The sequence below is a fragment of the Arthrobacter sp. MDT2-16 genome, assembly GCF_054510925.1.
The window spans coordinates 320,063-340,849 of sequence record NZ_JBTNDP010000002.1; the positions used below are offsets into that span (position 1 = coordinate 320,063).

At 69.7% G+C, this 20,787-nt stretch carries 20 protein-coding genes, 2 tRNA genes and 1 other RNA gene; 9 read left to right on the forward strand and 14 right to left on the reverse strand.

Annotated elements, in window-relative coordinates; translation table 11 throughout:
• Positions 1–21: 21 nt before the first annotated feature.
• Both ACX80N_RS06070 and ACX80N_RS06075 read right to left on the reverse strand, forming a co-directional pair.
• On the reverse strand, positions 22–729 hold the full coding sequence (locus tag ACX80N_RS06070) for a hypothetical protein (protein WP_459338675.1): 708 nt from the start codon (positions 727–729) through the stop codon (positions 22–24).
• The gene (locus ACX80N_RS06075) at positions 684–1,148 is read right to left on the reverse strand and encodes an acyl-CoA thioesterase (RefSeq protein ID WP_459338676.1); all 465 of its coding nucleotides are present in this window, start codon (positions 1,146–1,148) and stop codon (positions 684–686) included. Before ACX80N_RS06075 ends, ACX80N_RS06070 begins: the two co-directional genes overlap by 46 nt.
• A 172-nt stretch (positions 1,149–1,320) precedes the next feature.
• Here ACX80N_RS06075 and ACX80N_RS06080 point away from each other — a divergent pair, with 172 nt between their 5' ends.
• Positions 1,321–2,238, forward strand: a complete 918-nt coding sequence (locus ACX80N_RS06080; protein WP_459338677.1) for an acyl-CoA thioesterase — start codon at positions 1,321–1,323, stop codon at positions 2,236–2,238.
• A gap of 157 nt (positions 2,239–2,395) precedes the next feature.
• Here the strand turns inward: ACX80N_RS06080 and ettA are convergent, their stop codons facing one another.
• The 6 genes from ettA to mptB all read right to left on the reverse strand — a co-directional run bounded on the left by ettA (position 2,396) and on the right by mptB (position 7,939).
• Positions 2,396–4,078 carry an energy-dependent translational throttle protein EttA gene (gene ettA / locus ACX80N_RS06085; protein ID WP_459338678.1) on the reverse strand — a complete coding sequence of 561 codons (1,683 nt, stop codon included), beginning with the start codon at positions 4,076–4,078 and terminating at the stop codon, positions 2,396–2,398.
• Positions 4,079–4,177: 99 nt separating this feature from the next.
• Positions 4,178–4,735, reverse strand: coding sequence for a DUF6993 domain-containing protein (locus ACX80N_RS06090; RefSeq protein ID WP_459338761.1), 558 nt, complete (start codon positions 4,733–4,735; stop codon positions 4,178–4,180).
• A gap of 202 nt (positions 4,736–4,937) precedes the next feature.
• Positions 4,938–5,561 carry a single-stranded DNA-binding protein gene (gene ssb, locus ACX80N_RS06095; RefSeq protein ID WP_105030814.1) on the reverse strand — a complete coding sequence of 208 codons (624 nt, stop codon included), beginning with the start codon at positions 5,559–5,561 and terminating at the stop codon, positions 4,938–4,940.
• Between the two features lie 229 nt (positions 5,562–5,790).
• Positions 5,791–5,866 (reverse strand) — tRNA-Arg (locus ACX80N_RS06100).
• Positions 5,867–5,922: 56 nt separating this feature from the next.
• Positions 5,923–6,336 carry a DUF3224 domain-containing protein gene (locus ACX80N_RS06105; RefSeq protein ID WP_459338679.1) on the reverse strand — a complete coding sequence of 138 codons (414 nt, stop codon included), beginning with the start codon at positions 6,334–6,336 and terminating at the stop codon, positions 5,923–5,925.
• Between the two features lie 82 nt (positions 6,337–6,418).
• On the reverse strand, positions 6,419–7,939 hold the full coding sequence (mptB, locus tag ACX80N_RS06110) for a polyprenol phosphomannose-dependent alpha 1,6 mannosyltransferase MptB (protein WP_105030816.1): 1,521 nt from the start codon (positions 7,937–7,939) through the stop codon (positions 6,419–6,421).
• A 266-nt stretch (positions 7,940–8,205) separates the two neighbouring features.
• On the opposite strand from mptB, the gene orn reads away from it, so the two are divergent.
• From orn to def, 4 genes are all read left to right on the forward strand, one after another.
• Positions 8,206–8,820: an oligoribonuclease gene (orn, locus tag ACX80N_RS06115; protein ID WP_459338680.1), complete on the forward strand. Its 615-nt coding sequence runs from the start codon at positions 8,206–8,208 to the stop codon at positions 8,818–8,820.
• 106 nt (positions 8,821–8,926) lie between these two features.
• Positions 8,927–8,999 (forward strand) — tRNA-His (locus ACX80N_RS06120).
• A 146-nt stretch (positions 9,000–9,145) separates the two neighbouring features.
• Positions 9,146–10,318, forward strand: a complete 1,173-nt coding sequence (locus tag ACX80N_RS06125) for an acyl-CoA dehydrogenase family protein (RefSeq protein WP_459338681.1) — start codon at positions 9,146–9,148, stop codon at positions 10,316–10,318.
• 5 nt (positions 10,319–10,323) lie between these two features.
• Entirely contained in the window at positions 10,324–10,896 is a 573-nt protein-coding gene (gene def / locus ACX80N_RS06130; protein WP_459338682.1) for a peptide deformylase, read from the forward strand.
• A gap of 85 nt (positions 10,897–10,981) precedes the next feature.
• Here def and ACX80N_RS06135 read toward each other — a convergent pair whose 3' ends face one another.
• Both ACX80N_RS06135 and rnpB read right to left on the reverse strand, forming a co-directional pair.
• Positions 10,982–12,271, reverse strand: coding sequence for an MFS transporter (locus tag ACX80N_RS06135; RefSeq protein ID WP_459338683.1), 1,290 nt, complete (start codon positions 12,269–12,271; stop codon positions 10,982–10,984).
• Positions 12,272–12,783: 512 nt separating this feature from the next.
• An RNA gene (gene rnpB, locus ACX80N_RS06140) (RNase P RNA component class A) lies at positions 12,784–13,183 on the reverse strand.
• 79 nt (positions 13,184–13,262) lie between these two features.
• Here rnpB and ACX80N_RS06145 point away from each other — a divergent pair.
• The gene (locus ACX80N_RS06145) at positions 13,263–14,024 is read left to right on the forward strand and encodes a YaaA family protein (RefSeq protein ID WP_459338684.1); all 762 of its coding nucleotides are present in this window, start codon (positions 13,263–13,265) and stop codon (positions 14,022–14,024) included.
• 6 nt (positions 14,025–14,030) lie between these two features.
• On the opposite strand, the gene ACX80N_RS06150 is transcribed toward ACX80N_RS06145, so the two are convergent.
• From ACX80N_RS06150 to ACX80N_RS06160, 3 genes are all read right to left on the reverse strand, one after another.
• A complete protein-coding gene (locus ACX80N_RS06150) occupies positions 14,031–15,011 on the reverse strand; it encodes a reverse transcriptase-like protein (protein ID WP_459338685.1) in 981 nt (326 codons plus the stop codon).
• Positions 15,008–15,757, reverse strand: coding sequence for a zinc ribbon domain-containing protein (locus tag ACX80N_RS06155; protein ID WP_459338686.1), 750 nt, complete (start codon positions 15,755–15,757; stop codon positions 15,008–15,010). Before ACX80N_RS06155 ends, ACX80N_RS06150 begins: the two co-directional genes overlap by 4 nt.
• Before the next feature lie 109 nt (positions 15,758–15,866).
• Positions 15,867–16,793, reverse strand: coding sequence for a Nif3-like dinuclear metal center hexameric protein (locus tag ACX80N_RS06160; protein ID WP_459338687.1), 927 nt, complete (start codon positions 16,791–16,793; stop codon positions 15,867–15,869).
• Positions 16,794–16,898: 105 nt separating this feature from the next.
• Here ACX80N_RS06160 and msrA point away from each other — a divergent pair, with 105 nt between their 5' ends.
• The 3 genes from msrA to epsC all read left to right on the forward strand — a co-directional run bounded on the left by msrA (position 16,899) and on the right by epsC (position 19,110).
• A complete protein-coding gene (gene msrA, locus ACX80N_RS06165) occupies positions 16,899–17,423 on the forward strand; it encodes a peptide-methionine (S)-S-oxide reductase MsrA (protein ID WP_105030824.1) in 525 nt (174 codons plus the stop codon).
• Positions 17,424–17,533: 110 nt separating this feature from the next.
• Complete coding sequence (gene cysK / locus ACX80N_RS06170; protein WP_105030825.1) at positions 17,534–18,469, forward strand: cysteine synthase A; 936 nt, start codon at positions 17,534–17,536, stop codon at positions 18,467–18,469.
• A 53-nt stretch (positions 18,470–18,522) separates the two neighbouring features.
• Entirely contained in the window at positions 18,523–19,110 is a 588-nt protein-coding gene (gene epsC / locus ACX80N_RS06175) for a serine O-acetyltransferase EpsC (protein WP_459338688.1), read from the forward strand.
• Positions 19,111–19,180: 70 nt separating this feature from the next.
• On the opposite strand, the gene gndA is transcribed toward epsC, so the two are convergent.
• Entirely contained in the window at positions 19,181–20,620 is a 1,440-nt protein-coding gene (gndA, locus tag ACX80N_RS06180; protein WP_459338689.1) for an NADP-dependent phosphogluconate dehydrogenase, read from the reverse strand.
• Positions 20,621–20,787 lie beyond the last annotated feature (167 nt).

Here is a 20,787-nt window from a genome sequence, read left to right on the forward strand (position 1 = left end):
GCCGGCCGGTCCCGCGCCGGGTCAGAGCAGGGCCGCCGCCCGCACGAGCACATGCCCGCGGCTCGTGCTCACACGGGACCAGCGCCCGTTGACGTGGACGGTCGCCGTACCGTCCGGCACGAGGAACCCCAGACTGTAGGCGCCGAAGGCGGCTCCCGCCGGCACCGGCCCCGCGACGCCGTCGAGGGGCCGGCCCCACACCGCCGCCCGCGTGCTGCTCACGAGCGGCGCGCCGGGACGCTCGGGCAGGGTCCGCGCCACCTCCCCGATCCCGTCCTTCGCCGCGCGGTCGAGGACGTCGCAGGGCACCTGGCCGGCGCGGGTCCAGCCGGAGCGTGGCGGAAGGATCCCCGCCCAGGTCTCGGTGACCGTCACGGCGGGCACCGGGAAGACCACGGCATCGGAGGGCATGCGCGCGAGTCTGTCGAGGACGGACCCGAGGGAGACCGTGACGTCGACGTGCGCCTCCTCCTCGAGCGCCATCGTCCTGAGTCCGAGCACGGTCGGGAGCGGCTCGCCGAGCACCGTGGGGCCGAGGACGCGGACGTACGCCGCTGCGACGGCGCCGACCGCCACGACCCGCATCCCGCCGTCGTCGTTCGCCCGCGCCCGGGCGGTGAAGGTCCTGAAATCTGCGACCGTCCGCGTGTCCGAGAACCGCAGCTCCGCGGATGACACGGCGCCTACCTGCCCCGGGACCGGCGGAACGGGACGGCCGGACCCTGCCATGACAGGAGGACGGCCCGCTGGGTGTCCGAGAGGCGGACGGGCCGCCCCGTGCTCCGGCTGACCAGGACCATGGTGGTCGCCGCGATCGCCGTCGTGGTGCTTCCCTCGGTCTCCATCCGGTCGCGGACGGCGTAGCCGAGGTCGAAGCTGGACGCGCCGACCGCGGTGACCCAGATCTCGACGGCGGCGGGCTGCGTGCTGAAGTTCAGCGGCGCCCGGTACTCGATCTCCTGCCGTCCCACGAGGGCGTAGTGATCGGGATCGACCAGTTCGAGGAAGGAGCCGCCCGGGTGCGCCTCGCTCATCAGCTGGACGCGAGCGTCCTCGAGGAACTGCAGGAAGCGGACGTTGTTGACGTGGCCGTACGAATCCTCGTCGCCGAAGCGCAGGTGGAGGGGGAAGGTGTTCACGGGGGGCATGGTGCAATCCTCTCAACAATTCGAGCGGCCCTTCACCGCGGCTCCTGTCGGCGCGCAGTGGGTCCCCGCGGTGGCCGCGGGAAGGTGGTTTTGAGCATGACGGACGCGTCCGTCTAGTGTCGGGGGTAATCGTTTCCACCCGACGCTCCGCCGACACCACCGCGAGGACCCCATGACCGACCAGCCGCACGCGGCCCCTGCCGCTGCCGCCGAGCCCGCCACCGATCCGACGCAGACGCTCCTCGGGCTGCTCGATCTCAGCAGCGCGGAAGGGGCGCAGACTGACGAGGAGATCTTCGTGGGTTCCTCCGCCCGTCAGCCGGGCCGGCGCGTGTTCGGCGGGCAGGTCCTCGCCCAGTCACTGATCGCGGCGATGCGCACCGTCGACTCCTCCCGCGACGTCCACTCGATGCACGCCTACTTCCTGCGCGCCGGTGACGCCGAGCAGCCGATCACCTTCGGTGTGCAGCGGCTGCGGGACGGTCGATCCTTCTCCGCGCGCCGGACGCATGCCTACCAGAACGGCGTCCCCATCCTGTCGATGATCGCGTCTTTCCAGGAACCCGATGAGGGCGTCGTCCACCAGGACACCATGCCGGAGGGCATGCCGGACCCGGAGAGCCTCCCGACGACCGCGGACCTGCTCGGCTCGCTCGACCACCCGGTGGCCAGGGCATGGGCCTTCGAGCGCCCGTTCGACATCCGGCATGTGGATGCGCCGATCTACCTCACCAACGAGGGCCCGCGCGAACCCCGCAACGCCGTCTGGATGCGCAGCCTCGGACCCCTGCCCGACGACCCCGACCTCCATCGGGCGGCCCTGGCCTACGCGAGCGACTACACCCTCCTCGAATCGATCCTGCGGCCGCACGGGCTCAGCTGGGTCCAGCCGGGCATGAGCGTCGCGAGCCTCGACCACGCCATGTGGTGGCATCGTCCCGTGCGCGTGGACGAGTGGCTCCTCTACGTCCAGAGCTCGCCGAGCGCCTCCGGCGCACGCGGCCTGGCCGCCGGGCGCATCTACAACCGGGCGGGCGAACTCGTGGCCAGCGTCGCGCAGGAGGGCATGATCCGCATCCCGTCGACCTGATCCGGCCGGCACGTCCTGGGCGCTTCCACGCAAGGGTGACGCGGTCGGGCTACGACCGGACTGCGGGACACCGCACAGCAGAGGGACACGGCATCCGCCGTGTCCCTCTGCTGTGTCGCGCGCCGGCCGGGATACCTCCGGGGCCGGTCTCCTGCCGCTAGTCGCGGGTGAGGCGGCGGTGCGTGACGCGGTGCGGTTTGGCGGCGTCGGGGCCCAGGCGCTCCACCTTGTTCTGCTCGTACGCGTCGAAGTTGCCCTCGAACCAGTACCAGTTGTCCGGGTCCTCCTCGGTGCCCTCGTAGGACAGGATGTGCGTGGCCACCCGGTCGAGGAACCACCGGTCGTGCGAGACGACGACGGCGCAGCCCGGGAATTCCAGCAGGGCGTTCTCCAGGCTCGACAGCGTCTCCACGTCGAGGTCGTTGGTCGGTTCGTCGAGGAGCAGCAGGTTGCCGCCCTGCTTCAGGGTCATCGCGAGGTTCAGGCGGTTGCGCTCACCGCCGGAGAGCACCCCAGCCTTCTTCTGCTGGTCCGGTCCCTTGAAGCCGAACGCCGAGACATAGGCGCGCGACGGCATCTCGACCTGGCCCACCTGGATGAAATCGAGGCCGTCGGACACGACCTCCCAGAGGCTCTTGTTGGGGTCGATGCCGCCTCGGGACTGGTCGACGTAGGAGATCTTCACCGAGTCGCCGATGCGCAGCTCTCCGCCGTCGAGGGGCTCGAGGCCCACGATGGTCTTGAACAGCGTGGTCTTGCCGACGCCGTTCGGGCCGATGACGCCCACGATGCCGTTGCGCGGGAGGGAGAAGGACAGCCCGTCGATGAGGATGCGCTCGTCGTAGCCCTTGCGCAGGTCGTGGGCCTCGATGACCTGGCTGCCGAGCCTGGGGCCCGGCGGGATCTGGATCTCCTCGAAGTCGAGCTTCCTGGTGCGCTCCGCCTCCGCAGCCATCTCCTCGTAGCGGTTCAGGCGTGCCTTGGACTTCGTCTGGCGTCCCTTGGCGTTGGAGCGGACCCACTCCAGTTCCTCGGTGAGGCGCTTGGAGAGCTTCTGGTCCTTCTTGCCCTGGACCTCGAGGCGCGCGCGCTTCTTCTCCAGGTAGGTGGAGTAGTTGCCCTCGTAGGGGTACAGGTTGCCGCGGTCCACCTCGGCGATCCACTCGGCCACGTGGTCGAGGAAGTAGCGGTCGTGGGTCACGGCGAGGACTGCGCCGGCGTACGACGAGAGATGCTGCTCGAGCCAGAGCACGCTCTCGGCGTCCAGGTGGTTGGTGGGCTCGTCGAGGAGCAGCAGATCGGGCTTCTGCAGCAGCAGCTTGCAGAGCGCCACCCGGCGTCGCTCTCCACCGGAGAGGACGGTGACGTCGGCATCCGGCGGCGGGCATCTCAGGGCGTCCATGGCCTGCTCGAGCTGGGAGTCCAGGTCCCAGGCGTCAGCGGCATCGATCGCTTCCTGCAGCTTGCCCATCTCGTCGAGCAGCGTGTCGAAGTCGGCGTCCGGGCTGGCCATCTCCTCGGAGATCTCGTTGAAGCGCTGGATCTTGGCGTAGATCTCCCCGACGCCCTCCTGGACGTTGCCGAGGACGGTCTTCTCCTCGTTCAGGGGCGGTTCCTGCAGGAGGATACCGACGCTGTAGCCGGCACTCAGACGGGCCTCACCGTTCGAGGGCGTATCCAGGCCCGCCATGATCTTCAGGATGGTGGACTTGCCGGACCCGTTCGGGCCGACGACGCCGATCTTCGCTCCCGGGAAGAACGACATGCTGACATCGTTGAGGATGACTTTGTCGCCGACGGCCTTGCGGGCCTTGGTCATTGTGTAGATAAATTCCGCCATACCCTCAAGGCTAGTGGCTGCCCGCCGCGTTTCCACACTCGGCGGCCCGTCCTCCCCCGAGGGACCAGCTCAGCCGATCGTCACCGGCACGTCACAGCGCTAGCGCTGGTCGCCGACGAAACACCGCCCCGATGCCAGGACCGGCAGCACGGACGCCGAGACCGTCCCCTCGCGTACTTCGACGAACACGCAGCTCCCCTGCAGGAGACCGGCGCCCTGGATCGCGTCGACGTCCAGGCCTGTCGGGGTGCGGTCGATCGACACCTCGAGCGACTCCGGTACCGCAGCCGCATCGGTGAACCCCTGCGCCACGGCACCCCGGACCTGGTCGCTGGTGACCGACTCCTGGCTGCCTGCGAGCGCCCGTACGGCGGCCTCGACGGAAGCGGCGACCCTCGCGATGTCCGTCCCCGGCGCTGCCGGGTCGGCTGTCGAGGCGGGCGGTGCCGGAACGGCCGTGCCCTGGTCGCGCGGAAGGGACTCCGCGGCCTGGTCAGCCGTCGCGCTCGAGGACGTCCCGCGGCCCGCCTCCGTCGAGGGGGCGGAGCAGGACCCGAGGGCGAGGACGGCCACCGCGGCCGTCGCCAGGATCGAAGCGGTGGCGGTGGGACGCCGGCCGTGGATCCGGCGGTGCGGGGTTGCCGGGGCTGCTGTCATCACGAGCCCATCCTGCCATGCGCCCGAGTGCCCTCCCGGTCATCACGCCGCTCGTCGGTTGCGGCCCGCCGCTCGATCTCCCCGGAAGTGCTGGACGCCCTGAACTCCCCCGGGACTCCTCGGACCCACCGGACTCGAAGGACGTACCGTACGCACCGGAACTACACCCTCGCGGACGCATCAGCAACCAGCCTGCATCCGCTCAGAAGGGAACGGCTTCCGCCTCCGGGACGTGGTCGCGTCCGGTCCCGTGTCCGTTCGAGGCACCGTCCATCGAGGCACCATCGTCCACACCATCGACCTCGCCGTGTACTTCGCCGAGGACCTCGCTGTCGACCGAGCCGAAGTCCGACGCCGTGTCGTAGACCTCGCCCGTTGCGGCGTCCACACCCTCGGGCATGTCGTCGGCCGGGACACCCACCCCGTGCCCGTCGAAGCCGGACACGGGGTGGGCGTCGGATCGGTCGGCTGTCGTCCTTCTGTAGTTCGCCGTACCCCACATCAGGTCGTGGCCCACCGTGTCGGCGTCGATCTCCACGGAGGTGCCGGTCCGGCCGTCCGCAGTGCTCCAGGGTCGGATCTTCAGCCGCCCCGTGACGATCACGCGATCGCCCTTCTTGAGGCTGGCTCCGGCGTTGGTCGCGAGCTGGCGGAACAGCGATACCGAATACCAGTTGGTGTGCCCGTCCACCCACGTGTTGGTCTCCCGGTCGAGGCGACGCTCCGTGGTGCACATGCGGAAGCCGGCGATCGCGAGCCCGCTCTGCGCCGAGGTCAGCCGTACCTCCGTGGCGACGTAGCCCCGCACGGTGATGCTGTCAGTCATGATTCGTCCTTCCCTAGGTCACCAGGACGGCGGTGGGTGCCGGCCTCCAGCCAGTCTCGGCGGAATACGGCGGCGGCATCGCGGGAGGGGACGCTATGTTGACAACCGCTGGGCCGACAGGCGGAGGTGGCCCCGGCTCTGCATGACGGCGGCGGCCCGCAGCTGCAGGGCCGGTTCGAGGCCGCCGCGGACGCCGAAGGGCCGGACGCCCGGCGTCCGGCCCTTCGTGTGGTGCCCCCGGCAGGATTCGAACCTGCGACCAGAGGATTAGAAGGCCCCTGCTCTATCCCCTGAGCTACGGAGGCAGTTCCCCCAGTTTACTATGGGCACCTGCCACCGATCGGTACCGCCCGCCGGCGGCCTACTCCTCGGCGAAGCTCACCCGCAGTTCCAGGCGGTGCTGCCCGTCGGGGTCCTGCGAGTAGACCGCCTTGCCCGAGATGCCGCGCAGTCCCCCGGTGCCGGAGCCGGGGATGATGTGGCCCGAACTCGCGGCCTCGGCTCCCTCGGCGACCCCCCAGTGCTGGACGGTCATCGACCCGGTGCGATCCCCGACCGTCCCGACGAACTGTTCGGACGCCACGTAGCCGGCACCGATGTCGTTGCCGGCCATGAGGAGCTCGGCCGTGCTCGTCCCGCTGATCTCGCCCTCGAAGACCTTCTCGGCGCGCACCCGGGAGAGCTCACCCGTACTCCCGGGCTCGGTGTAGGGTTCGGCATCCCAGCCGGTGATCTCGAACTCGCCGGTGTACGTCGTCGTTCCTGTTTCAATCATCTGCTCAGTATCGCCGCTCGGCGCCCGTCCCGCATGTCCGGTTTCGCTGATGAGTGCCCCGTTCGCACCCTCGCGGGGCCGGTCAGTGCAGCTGCCCCGGCTCCAGTGGACGGTATCGCCTGCGGAACAGGACCTTGGTCCGCGGGTCCACGAACACGAGATAGAGCGCGAATCCGAGGGCGACGACGGCGGCCACCTGACGCGCCATCATGAGGCTGAAGTCGAAGTACGGGAAGATGTCCAGCTGGTCGGTGATCGCGTAGACCATGAAGAAGGCGACCGTGAAGTAGAGGAACTTCACCTGCCAGTCGTCCCGGATACCGGTGACGGCGAAGAGCGGGATGAGCCACACCACGTACCAGGACTGGATCATGGGCGAGAGCAGCACGATCGCCGCGAAGGCGATCGCGAGCCGGCGCACGAGGCGGCTGTGGTCGCCGCGGAAGACCTGCAGCGCGATGATGGCCAGGGACGCCAGGCGCGCGAGGGTGTGGAAGCCGTTGGCGATGTCCCAGCCGCTCAGCCCGACGGCGTCGCCGAGCGTCGCGATGACGAGGCCGAGGAACCCGACCGGTGCGTACCAGATCCACACGCTGCCCGGCGTGCTGAGTGCCCCCACCCAGCCGAAGCCGAAGGTGTTGATGTACCCCATGACCGCCAGGACCCCGAGGCACAGGGCGGCGGTGAGGAACCAGTACAGGAAGCGCCGCGGCCAGGAGGCGCCCTTGCCCGCCCACATCAGTCCGATGAACGGCAGGAAGATGAGGGTGATCGGCTTGATGCCCACCGACAGGGTGATGAGCAGGATCCCGAGGACGGGTCGCCGGGTCGCGGCGAGGTACAGCCCGGCGAGTGCGAGGCCGATCATCAGGGAGTCGTTGTGGATGGCTGCCACGAAGTTGACGAGGAACAGCGGGTTGGCGACGGACAGCCACAGGGCGCGGTTCGGGTTGATGGAGTGCAGCTCCGCCAGCTTGGGGACGTAGTACACGCACAGGGCCACCCCGATGAGCGCGACGACCCTGAAGAGGATGATCGAGGTGTCGGGGTGCCCGCCCGTGATCCTGACGATGGCCTCCTCGATCCACAGGAACACCGGCCCGTAGGGCGTGGGGCTCTGCGCCCAGAGGTCGTCGGCCCCGATCTGCAGGTAGTTGGAGATCTGCGAGTAGCCGTCGACGTACGGATTGAGCTTGGCGACCATGACCTGGCCCTGCGCGATGTACGCGAAGACATCACGGCTGAACAGCGGCAGCGCGGCAGCGAGCGGGATGGTCCAGGCGATGATCGCCTTCATCAGGTAGGGCCTGGTGTCGTCCGACCACCCGTTCAGTCTCTGGCCCAGGCGGAGCCACGCCCGGATCAGGAGCATGCCGCCCAGCGCCAGGAGCAGCACCGACAGCACGGCCCCGGCAGGCTCGAAGCGGAGCCAGATGATGACGGGATTGCGCCTCAGCTCGGCGGAGGCGAGCGACAGCCAGCCGACGCCGAGGGACCCCATCCACATCAGCAGGGAACCGATGAACCCCTGCACGACCGCGACGTCGGGGCGGTGTGGGCCCGGCTGCGTCTCGACCTTCGTGAGCGGGACCTGGGCGGGCATCGGGGCGATTCCAATCGTCGGCAAGCAGGGGGTCGGCGTCGCACGCCCGTCGTCGCGGGCCGCCGGGGCGGCCTGACGGCGGACTCCGCGGTGCCCGTGCCGGAAGCGGCGGGGTCACCCAGATCTCCCCGCAGCCGTGAGCGAACTGTTCGAATATTAGCACCGGGCCCCTTCGCGGGTAGTGCACGCGCCGGTCCGCGCAGGCGCGCCGACAGGGTGCCGGGCTCACGCAGGGCGCCGTCGGTGACGGACGGTACATTGGTCGAATGCCGATATCGAATGACCCCATCGTCTGGATCGACTGCGAGATGACGGGGCTGGACCTCGTCAACGACGCCCTGATCGAAGTGGCCGTCCTCGTGACGGATTCCGAGCTCAATGTCCTGGGCGACGGCGTGGACGTGGTGATCAAGCCTCCCACCGACGCGCTCGCGCACATGGGCGACTTCGTGCGGCAGATGCACACCACCTCGGGACTGCTCGAGGAGCTCGACGGCGGTATCACCATGGGCGAGGCGGAGCAGCAGGTCCTGGAGTACATCAGGACCTGGGTCCCGGAGCCGCGGAAGGCGCAGCTGGCGGGCAACTCCGTCGGCACCGACCGGAACTTCCTCGTCCGCGACATGCCGCTCGTCGTCGACCATCTGCACTACCGGGTCATCGACGTGTCCACCATCAAGGAACTCGCACGCCGCTGGTACACCCGCGCCTACTTCCAGTCACCGGCGAAGACGGGCGGGCACCGGGCCCTGGGCGACATCGAGGATTCGATCACGGAGCTGCGCTACTACCGCGCCGCGGTCTTCGTGCCCTCCCCGGGGCCGGACTCGGCCACCAGCAAGGCCATCGCGGGCACCGTCGCGGGTACCGTCGCGACCTGAGGCACGCCCTGTCGGGAGCACACCGAAATGTGTGTAAACTTGTATCCGCTGCCTGTCGCAGGCGGCCCGGATCGAGTTCGACCCGGGTTGTCCGGCTAGGCGCATGGTGGGTATAGCTCAGTTGGCAGAGCGCCTGGTTGTGGTCCAGGAGGTCGCGGGTTCAACCCCCGTTACTCACCCTCAGATGCCGGGAGACATCCCGGCCGCAGATGCCGTCCCGGAGATCATCCGGGGCGGCATACGCATTTGCGGCCCCATCAAGCCCAGCCCCGGACGCCAGCCCTCGGTCTGCGCCCGCCGGCTGACAGCACCGAAGGACCAGACCATGGAACGCACAGTGTTCGACGAGGATCACGAGCTCTTCCGCGACGTCGCCCGCGAGTTCAACGAGCGCGCCGTCGCCCCCCACTACGCCGGGTGGGACCAGCAGCACATGATGGACCGGTCGGTGTGGACCGCCGCCGGCGAACAGGGACTGCTGGGACTGGCGGTCCCCGAGGAGTTCGGTGGAGCCGGGATGCCCGACTACCGCTTCCGCGCCGTCCTGGACGAGGAGTTCGCACGGAGCAACCACCTCGCCGTCGGGCTCGCGTTCCACCTGCACGACGACCTCGTGCTCCCGCACCTGCTGGCCCACGGGTCGGAGGACCTCAAGCAGCGGTGGCTGCCCGGCATGGTCTCCGGCGAGATCGTGACCTCCTGCGCCTGGACCGAGCCCGGAGCCGGCAGCGACCTGCGGGGCATCCGCACCCGCGCCGTGCGCGACGGTGACGACTGGCTCATCACGGGCCAGAAGGTGTTCATCGGCAACGGCATCAGCGGTGACGCCTCGCTGGTGCTCGCCCGCACGGACGGCAGCACGGGCCGCGGGGCCAGTGACTCCTTCTCCCTGTTCATGGTGCGACGCGGCGAGGGCTACACCCCCGGCCGCCAGCTCGACAAGATGGGGCTGCGGGCCTCGGACACGGCCGAGCTGTTCTTCGACAACGTGCGGGTACCCGGGGCCGACCTCGTGGGCGAGGTCGGCCAGGGCCTGCGCTACAGCCTCGAGCAGATCCCCCAGGGCCGCCTCGGCATCGCCGTCGCCGCTGCGGCCCTCGCGCGGGCCACCTACCAGCAGACCCTGCGGTACGTGACCGAGCGCAGCGCCTTCGGGGAGCGCGTGCTCGACTTCCAGACCATCCGGCACGTGCTCGCCGATCTCCTGACCGAGATCGAGGTGACCGAGGCCTTCGTCGATCAGGCGGTCCTCGCCTTCAACGCCGGCACGCTGACCCCTACCGCCGCCGCGCAGGCCAAGTTGTGGGCGAGCGAACGCGCGAAGGCCGTCACGGACCGCTGCCTGCAGCTGCACGGCGGCTACGGCTACATCCTCGAATACCCGGTCTCGCAGGCCTTCCTGGCCGCGCGTCTGCTGACCATCTTCGGCGGGACCAGCGAGATCATGCGCGAATCCATCGGCCGGTCGATCGCCGACAGCCCCACGCAGAACAGGTAGGTCCCATGACAGTGCATCCCATCGTGATCTCGGGGGAACCCGTCCTCCACCGGCGGGCCCTGCCGGTCGATTCCTTCGACGACGGGCTGCGCATGCTCATCGCCGACATGTTCGAGACCATGGACGCCGCGAACGGCGTGGGGCTCGCGGCGCCCCAGATCGGCGTCGGACTGCGGGTCTTCGTGTACGGCATGGAGAACGACGACGACGTGGCGCCGCGTGGCGTGCTCGTCAATCCCACCCTCGTCACCTCCAAGGTCCCCGGATCCGCTCCCGACCCGGACGACGAGTCGGAGGGCTGCCTGTCCGTCCCCGGGGAGGCGTTCCCCCTCAAGCGTGCCGAGTGGGCGAGGATCACGGGCTTCGACGGCGACGGCGCTGCCGTCGAGTTCGAGGCCACGGGGTGGTTCGCCCGCTGCCTTCAGCACGAGTACGACCACCTGGACGGGAAGCTGTACGTCGACCGGCTCGACGCGCGCCAGTCGCGGAAGGCCCGCAAGAGCGTGAAGAACCACGGCTGGGGTGTTCCGGGCCTGACGTGGATGCCCGGCGTCGATCCGGATCCCTTCGGCCACTAGGGCCTGGGAGCACCGGACGCGCCTGGTACGCGCGACCGCGGTACACGTGCGCGACCGCTGCCGCGAAGGCTTCGGCCGGCAGTGGTCAGAGGTTCTCGGCGACATTCAACCGGCCGGGCGCGGGGACCTCGACGAGGTCCTCGAGGCGCCGGATGCCGCGCAGCGGCCCGAGCAGGGCGACGAGCGGCGCCAGGCAGGCGATGACAACGCCGACGAGCACCGCCTCGCGGATGCCGATCGTCTCCGCGAGGACGCCCGCCAGCAGGCTCGCGAGCGCGAGCATGCCCCAGCTCACCATGCGCGACGCCGCTCCGAGGCGCCCCATCATGTCGGGCGGGCACACCCGCTGGCGGAAACTCGTGCCCACCACGATGTTCCACGCGACGCTCGCGCCCATGACGAACAGGCCGATGACTCCCCAGAGCATCCCCCAGCCGGGGGCGAGGACCAGCAGTGAGGCGTAGCCGAAGACCCCGGGCACCATGGACCAGCGCCAGAGCGGCCCGGACCCGAAGTGCTTCCCCATCCAATGCGCCGTCGTGCCGCCGATCGCGCCACCCACCGAGGCTGCCGCCAGCAGCAACCCGAGCCACACCTCCGATTCCCCCAGCGTCCTCAGGACCAGCACCACCAGGAGCGACGCCGCGATGTTGCCGCCCAGGTTCCAGAGTGCCGCATTGAGCAGGATCGCGCGCAGTGGAGCTGTGCTGAAGGTGTAGCGCAGCCCGTCCCGCATCTCGCGGAGGATGTGCGGCCTGCTCTGCGGCTGCACGATCTCCTTCACGTCGAGCCGCTGGAGAGCCAGGAGGGACACCACCGAGGCCACCAGCTGCACGATCAGCGCATTGGATCCGCCCGCAGCTCCCGCGAGCCATCCGGCGACGGAACGGCCGGCGGCGTCCGCCGCGGCCCCGGCTCCGGTGATCAGGCCGTTGCCTTCCATCAACTCGTCGGGCGTCACCGCCTGCTGCACCATTGCGGCATCCGCGAGCTGGAAGAACACGGAGGCCAGCCCCGCGGTGAAGGCCGCCCCGAACAGGAGCGGTGTCGAGAGGAAGCCCAGCCAGAAGCCGAGCGGCAGGAGGGCGAGGGTGGCGATGCGGACGGCCAACGCCCACAGCATCACGGGGCGGCGGGGCAACCGGTCCACCCAGGTGCCGATCACCAGACCGAAGAGGAGCCAGGGCAGGAAGGTCATACCGGCCAGCGTGGCGACCGCGAAGTTGCTCGCCTCGAGTTCCACGGCGGCGATGACGGGAAGCGCCACCGCGGCGACGGCATTCCCCAGGACGCCGACCGTGCTCGAGATCATCAGGGAGCGGAAATTGGAGTTGCGCGCCAGCAGGTGCCCCTCCCCCGTACTCCCAGCGCTCATCCGATCACCCTAGCCGAGCGTGCGGACGAGCCCGAGGCGCCTCGAGGGGAAGACCCGAACGACTTCACCGCGTCTTGACGGACCCGGCGTGCCGTCCGATAATTCGTTGCCTACGGCACCGTCTGCGAAAGTTCCCGCGTTCTCCGTTGGCTTAGAGGCACCCCGCAGATTGCCGACCCCACGGGAGAAGCGGAGAATGAATATCGGGAGTGGGTCCCGCGATCGTTCCCCCAGCAGTATCGCGGTCGACCGGCTCCCGAGGCGGCTATAGACGCCGGGCGGTCCCCCTACCTCTTGAGACCGGGTACGGGGGACCGCTTAAACCTACAGGCCGGGCGTGCTTCCTCGCGGCGTGAGGGGAAGGTGAACGGGTCAGCCCCAAGCCCCAGCAGTAGGCCGACCCGTCCGTACCGTCGTGCTCATCGAGGAGACCCACGACGGTGATCACAGACTATTCGGGCGGGCACCGTTCGATGACGAACGACGCGCCGACGGCTTCGGGCCTGGGCCGAGGGATGGGTCGACCGATACGCCGGGTTCTGTCATCGTGCGCCGTTGCCGGCGCGCGAGTGGCGGCCATCCATCTACGAACGCCGTTGCCGACGCCCTCCAGCGGCCTACCCGTGCACTCGGGCGGGCAGCCCTGATGACGCGCACTGTCTGGCCTTGCTCCGGGTGGGGTTTACCGAGCCATGCCGGTCACCCGGCATGCTGGTGGTCTCTTACACCGCCTTTTCACCCTTACTGCCCGTCGCGGGCCGAAGCCTGCAGCGGGAAGCGGTCTCTTTTCTGTGGCACTGGCCTGCGGGTTACCCCGAGTGGGCGTTACCCACCACCCTGCCCTGCGGAGCCCGGACGTTCCTCGGTGGATCGGGCTGATGCCCCGTCCAACGCGGCCGCCTGGTCGACCCATCCGTTCTCCATTCTAGTCGGAGAAAGCGCCCGCCCGGACGGCGACGGGAGGGCCGCGCACATTGGGTAGGGTTGATCGGTGCTGATCCTGCTCCCCCCGTCCGAAGGCAAGTCCGCAGCCCGTCGAGGCACCCCCGTCCACCTCGAGGACCTCCACTTCCCCGCACTCAACCCGGCCCGCAGGGCCGTGCTCGCAGCGCTGAAGGACGCCAGCGGCGCCGACGACGCGCACGCTGTCCTCGGCGTCGGCGCGTCCCTCGTCGAGGACGTGCAGCGGAATCTGGTGCTCGACGTCGCGCCGGCTGCTCCGGCGCACGACGTCTACTCGGGGGTCCTGTACGACGCCCTCGGCTACGCCTCGCTGACGCCCGGACAGAAGCGCCGCGCGCGGGAGCAGTGCATCGTGGTGTCGGGCCTCTGGGGCGCGATCGCCTTCGGCGACCGGATCCCCGCCTACCGCCTGTCGATGTCGGTGGACCTGCCGGGCACGGGCCGCCTGGCCTCCTACTGGAAGGAACACCTCACCCAGCCCCTCGCGGATCGTGCGGGCGCCGGCCTGGTGGTCGACTGCCGCTCGAGCACCTATGCGGCCGCCTGGACCCCGCCGACGCGGCAGAGCGCCGCCGTCAACGTGTTCCAGGTGCGCGACGGCAGGCGGACGGTGGTGTCCCACTTCGCCAAGCACACGCGCGGGGAGTTCGCGCGCCACCTGCTTACCCGGCGGGGTGCGGCCCCGGCGACCCCGGAAGCCCTGCTGGGAGCGGCCCGTGAGAAGTGGACGGCCGACCTCCGACCTGCGACGGCGAGGAAGCCGGCCCAGCTGGACATCGTGCTCGACTGACGGTCGTCAGTCGGCGACCAGCTCCACCTCGAACCCCTCGGCGTTCTCGAGGTACGCGGCGTAGTGCTCCGGTCCCCCCGCGAAGGGATGCCTGTCCGCGAAGAGCAGGGACCAGCCGTGACTCGCGGCGCGCCGCGCCAGCAGATCCACGGCCGAGCGCGAGCCGGCGCGGAAGGCGAGATGGTTCACGCCGGGACGACGGCGTTCGTGACGCCCGTCCGCCACGTCCGGACCGCTCTCCAGCACGAGGTAGAACTCGTCGGACCCGTAGCTGACGCCGTCCTTCCAGGACTCCTTGCGCGGGAAGCCGAGCCGCTCGAGCAGCCAGCCCAGGCTCGCCTCCGCCGCCGGGAGGTCCGTGGTCCACACCTCGAGGTGGTGGAGCCTGCCCGCCGGCCGCGGCGCCTCCGCCGGGGATCCGGCGGCCGCACCGGCGGGGGAACCGGCACCTGTCCCGGAACCTTGACCGGGTGCCGGGGCTGCAGGGGTGCGGGGCTTCCACGGGACGCCGGCCATGCCGGCGTCCATCGCCTCGTTGGACAGCCGGTCGGCGTCCTTGTTGCGCTCGCGCGGGATCCACTCGTAGGTGACGCGCCGAGGGTCGAGGACTTTGCGGGCCTTCGCTGCGAGCACCTTCATGTCGGCGTGCTTGATCTGCCACCGGCCCGACATCTGCTCCACGACGAGCTTCGAGTCCATCTTCACGTGGACGGTCGCCCGGGGGTTGATCTCGCGGGCGAGCTCCAGCCCGGACACGAGGCCGGAATACTCGGCCACGTTGTTGGAGGCCTTTCCGATGTACGCGGCCTTCTCGACGAGGATCCGCCCGGTCGAGGGATCGCGGACGAGGGCGCCGTACCCGGCGTGCCCAGGATTGCCGCGGGAGCCGCCGTCGGCCTCGACGACGAGGCGGGACGGCCCGTCCGCCGGATCCTCGTGCTCGGGGGTGTCGTTCTCATAAGGGTCGAACAGTTGCTGGTGGTTCACGGCTGCGCAGTGCCCCAGTCGCTCGAGCGGACGAGGATGCACCCCGAGTCGGGGCACAGCACGACGTCGTCGGGAGCCGAGTCGGCGATGTCGCGGAGGTCGCCCGGGCTCAGCTGCATGCCCGAGCCCTCCGATTTGCCGTGGAAGAGCCGCGCGGCACCGACACCGCGCTTCACGAGGATCCGCTCGTAGAGGGCGAGGAGTCCGGCCTCGAAGGTGGACGCCAGTTCGTTGCGGCGGGCCTGGACGTCGGCGCGCTGCACCTCGATGTCGGCGAGTTCGAGATCGCGTGCCTCCTCGAGTCCGCGGAGTTCGGCCCGGACGGCGTCCGTGCGCTCCTCGACCTCGGCGCGGGCGGCGCGGGCGGCCTCGACGCGTTCCATGACGTCCAGTTCGATGTCCTCGAGGTCGGACCGCCGCTTGGTCAGCGTGCCCACCTCGTGCTGCAGCGCCGTGAGGTCCTTCGACGTCCCGGTCCCGCTGTTGAGGCGCTTCTCGTCACGCTCGAGGCGGGTCACCACGGACTGCACCTCGTCCTCGGCGCGTGTCAGTTCACGCTCGAGGTCCCCCAGTGCGGTGCCGGCCCGCACAAGCTCGGCGTCCACCTCGGCCACGCGCGCGGCGACGGCGGCAAGCGCGGGGTTCCCGCGGGCGGCGACGGCCTGGCGGGAGAGCTTGTTGAGGGTCGAGTCGAGGGCCTGCAGGTCGAGCAGGCGACGTTGTTCCTCGGGTGCAGCCTTGGCCACGGATTAACCTCCAGGGTAGGACGGGTGGGGCTCGACGGGCGGGCAGGGGCGTCGTCCAAGCCTAGGCCACCACGACGACCCGGACGGTCAGCCGCGGCTCGGGGGCAGGTCAGTGGCCGGGGGTCAGGACGAAGTCCCAGGGGTCCGTATTGACCCCGCTGACGCGGATGTCGGTGATGAATCCCTGGTCGGCGAGCACTGCCCCCAGGGCGTCCGCCGCCGGCGTGAGCCACAGCCACTCGCTGCCGAAGTGCGAGACGTCGATCAGGTAGGGCGTTCCTCCGGCCGCCGCCTCCCGCACCTCCGAGGCCGGGTGGTGACGGAGGTCCGCGGTCACGTAGACGTCCGCGTCGCTCGAGCGGACGCGGTCGAACAGGGAGTCACCCGCCCCGCCGCACACGGCGACCCGGCGCACCAGGGCGTCCTTGTCGCCCGCGACACGCACTCCCCCGGCGACGGCGGGCATGATCGAGAAGACGGTCTCGGCGAAGTCGCCGAGCGCCACCGGCGTCGCCAGGTCGCCGACCCGCCCGATCCCCTCCTCGGGCAGCCCGTTCGCGGCAGGAGCGAGGGGCTTCACGTCCTGCAGACCCAGGGCGTCGGCGAGGACGTCGGACACACCGCCGACGGCGCTGTCACCGTTGGTGTGGACCGTGACGAGGGCGCAGCCCGCCTCGATCAGCCGGTGGACGACGTCACCCTTGAAACCCGACGCCGCGACGGTGGAGACGGGCTTCAGGAGCAGGGGGTGATGGGAGACGATCATCGTCGCACCCCACTCCAGCGCCTCGTCGAGGACGGCACCGGAGGGATCGACCGTGAAGAGAATCTTCCCCACCGGGTTCTCCGACCGGCCCGCGACGAGTCCGACGGCGTCCCAGCCCTCGGCGAGGCTCTCCGGCCACAACTCCTCGATCGCCACCAGGACGTCGCCCACGGTCGGGACCCGGACGGCCTGCCCGGATCCTCCACCCTCCAGGGTGGCCACCGCGAGACCCGACAGGCCGGCAACGGCCCTCTGCTCGTTCTGTTCCATGACACCAGTAATACCCGCCGCCGACCGCCCCTCCAAGCCTCCAAGGTTCGCCCGGGGCGGATTCCGGACGGGAATCATCGGGGCGCACCGTGCATTGACACAGACATGAAGACTTTTGTGCTCGGAGGTGGCTGTTTCTGGTGCCTCGATGCCCTCTACCAGAAGACCCGCGGCGTGACCGAGGTGGTGTCCGGTTACACCGGCGGCCACACGAGGCACCCCGACTACGATTCCGTCTGCTCCGGGATGACCGGGCATGCCGAGGTGGTCGCGGTGACGTTCGAGGAGTCCGTCATCCCCGAGGACGTGATCCTGGACATGTTCTTCGTGTCCCACGACCCCACCACCCTGAACCGGCAGGGCTACGACGTCGGCACGCAGTACCGCAGCGTCATGTACTACCAGGACGCCGAGCAGAAAACACTGTTCGAGGACGCGATCCGCCGCAACCAGGAGAACTGGAAGAACCCGATCGTCACCGAGGTCAGCAGGCTCCCGCTGTTCCACGTCGCGGAGGACTGGCACCAGGACTACTACGCCAAGCACCCCGAGCAGGGCTACTGCCAGGTGATCATCAATCCGAAGCTGTCCAAGGCCCGCAAATATTACGCCCAGTGGCTCGCCGCCTAGGTCGGCAGGTGCCCACCCGTTAAGCTGACCGCCGTCGGTCCGGGGGCGGTCATCCGCCCTGCCACGACCGACCCGATCACTCCCACCTCTTGCGAACAGGCAGGCTCCCCATGGCAAAGATCTACGACGACGTCACCCAGCTGGTGGGCAGGACGCCCCTCGTCCGCCTCAACCGCCTCACCGAGGGCCTCGACGCGCAGGTCGCCGTCAAGCTCGAGTTCTACAATCCCGCCAACAGCGTGAAGGACCGCATCGGCGTGGCCATCATCGACGCGGCGGAGAAGGCCGGGGCGCTCCGCCCGGGCGGGACGATCGTCGAGGGCACCTCCGGGAACACCGGGATCGCCCTGGCCATGGTGGGTGCGGCACGCGGGTACCGGGTCCTCCTGACCATGCCGGAGACCATGTCCACCGAACGTCGGGTCATGCTGCGGGCCTACGGCGCCGAGATCGTCCTGACGCCGGGTTCCGAGGGCATGCGCGGCGCCGTCGAGCGTGCCAAGGACATCGTCGCGACGACGGAGAACGCCATCTGGGCGCAGCAGTTCGCGAACGCTGCGAACCCGGCGATCCACCGGGCCACCACGGCCGAAGAGGTCTGGGAGGACACGGATGGCGAGGTGGACATCTTCGTGGCCGGCGTCGGCACGGGTGGCACCATCACCGGCGTCGGGCAGGTGCTGAAGGAGCGCAAGCCCGGTGTGCGGATCGTCGCCGTCGAACCGGCCGACTCCCCCATCCTCAACGGCGGCGCACCCGGTCCGCACAAGATCCAGGGACTCGGCGCCAACTTCATCCCCGAGAACCTCGACCGCGACGCCTACGACGAGGTCATCGACGCCACCGTCGAGGACTCCGTGCGCGTGGCCCGCGCCCTCGGCACCCAGGAGGGCATCCTGGGCGGCATCTCGTCGGGTGCCATCGTGTGGGCCGCGCTCGAACTCGCGAAGCGACCCGAGAACGCCGGTAAGCTCATCGTGGCGGTCGTCTGCGACTTCGGCGAGCGCTACATCTCCACGGTGCTCTTCGACGACATCCGCGGCTGACGCCGCCCCGTCCCTGACCCGTTCCTGACGATTCCCCCGAGAGGGTACAGCCGGTGAGCTTCCTAGAACGACTGCGTGAGGACCTCGACACCGCGCGCACCCACGATCCGGCTGCCCGTGGGTCCCTGGAGAACACGCTCGTGTACTCGGGGCTGCACGCCATCTGGGTCCACCGGCTCACCCACCGCATGTGGCGTGACGAGAGGCTGCGTTTCCCCGCGCGGGTCATGTCGCAGCTGGCCCGGGCGCTGACCGGGATCGAGATCCACCCGGCGGCGACCATCGGGCGCAGGTTCTTCATCGACCACGGCATGGGGATCGTGATCGGCAGCACGGCGGAGATCGGCGACGACGTCATGCTCTACCAGGGGGTGACCCTGGGCGGCAGGTCGCTCGAGAAGGTCAAGCGCCATCCGACGATCGGTGACCGCGTGACCATCGGCGCGGGAGCGAAGGTGCTCGGTCCGATCACCATCGGCGCCGGGAGCGCGGTGGGCGCGAATGCCGTCGTCGTCAAGGACACGCCGCCGGACTCGATCGTGACCGGCATCCCCGCGACGTTCCGCCACCGCGACTCCCGCCGTGAGACGCAGCCGGCCGTGGATCCGGCCGAGTACGTGGATCCCGCCCTCTACATCTAGGACGGGACAGGCGACACACACAGAGAAGCCCCGGACCTCGGTCCGGGGCTTCCTGTGTGTCCGGCGTCCGTCAGTGGGTGTCGACGGCTTCGATCTCGGACTTGTCCTCGCCCCACAGCGTGTGGAACGTGCCGTCGGTGTCGACGCGGTGGTAGGTGTGGGCGCCGAACAGGTCGCGCAGGCCTTGCGTGAGGGCTGCCGGGAGGCGCTTGCGGCGCAGCCCGTCGTAGTAGGCCAGCGAGGCCGAGAAGACCGGGACCGGGATGCCCAGCTGCACGGCTGTGGCCACCACGCGGCGCCACGCCGGGATCGCGCCCGCGATCGCCTCGGTGAACGCCGGGGCCAGCAGGAGATTCGCCGGGCGCTCGTCGGCCACGGCGTAGGCCTTCATGATGTCGTCGAGCAGCTCCGCGCGGATGATGCACCCGGCACGCCAGAGCGATGCGATCTCCTCGAGATTGAGCTCCCAGCCGTACTCCTTCGCCGCCGCCGTGAGCATGTCGATGCCCTGGGCGTAGCTGACCAGCTTGGACGCGTAGAGGGCGAGCCGTACGTCCTCCACGAACGTCTCCGGCACCTCGACGGTGGCCTCGTGGCCCTGCAGGGCGTCCTGCGCCTCCAGGCGCTGCTCGAGCTGCGAGGACAGCGCACGGGCGAAGACCGACTCCGCGATGCCCGAGGTCGGGCTGCCCAACTCCAGCGCGGAGACCACCGTCCAGCGGCCTGTCCCCTTCTGCCCGGCGGCATCGACGACGACGTCGACGAACGGCTTGCCGGTGCGTGCGTCGGTGTGCCCGAGCACCTCCGCGGTGATCTCGATGAGGAACGAGGACAGCGTGCCCGCGTTCCAGTCCGTGAAGATCTTCGCCTGGTCCGCCGGCTCGATCCCGGCACCCGAGCGCAGCAGATCGAAGGCCTCGCCGATGACCTGCATGTCCGCGTACTCGATGCCGTTGTGCACCATCTTCACGAAGTGCCCGGCCCCGTCGGTGCCGATCCAGCGGCAGCACGGCTCGCCGTCGTACTTCGCGGAGATCTTCTCCAGCATCGGTCCGAGGGAGTCGTAGGACTCCCGGGAACCTCCGGGCATGATCGACGGGCCCAGCAGTGCGCCCTCCTCGCCTCCCGAGACGCCCACCCCGACGAAGTGCAGGTCGTGCTCGGACAGGGCCGCCTCACGCCGCCGCGTGTCCTCATAGTGCGAATTGCCGCCGTCGATCACGATGTCACCCGGCTCCAGCAGCGGGGTGAGCTGGTCGATCACCGAATCCACGGGCTTGCCGGCCTTCACCATGATCAGGACCCGGCGGGGCTTCTCGAGGGAGTCGACGAGCTCCTGCAGGGTCTCGGTCCGGATGAAGTCGCCGTCCCCGCCGTGCTTGTGCAGCAGCGCGTCCGTCTTCTCCACCGACCTGTTGTGCAGGGCCACGGTGTAGCCGTTACGGGCCAGGTTCCGGGCGAGATTCGCCCCCATCACTGCCAGGCCTGTGACACCGATCTGTGCGCTCAATGTGTTCTCCGTCGTTCGTCAGCGGGTGGGGTGGCGCTGCAGATGCCGGTGCTCCGGTGGTTCTCTGCGCGGGCCATGCGGTTTCACACTATTACCGTCGCGGCGCCCGCCGCCAGAGAGTGTGCCGCGCCGACCCAATGTGTCACGGGGGCGTCGCATGAGACGTG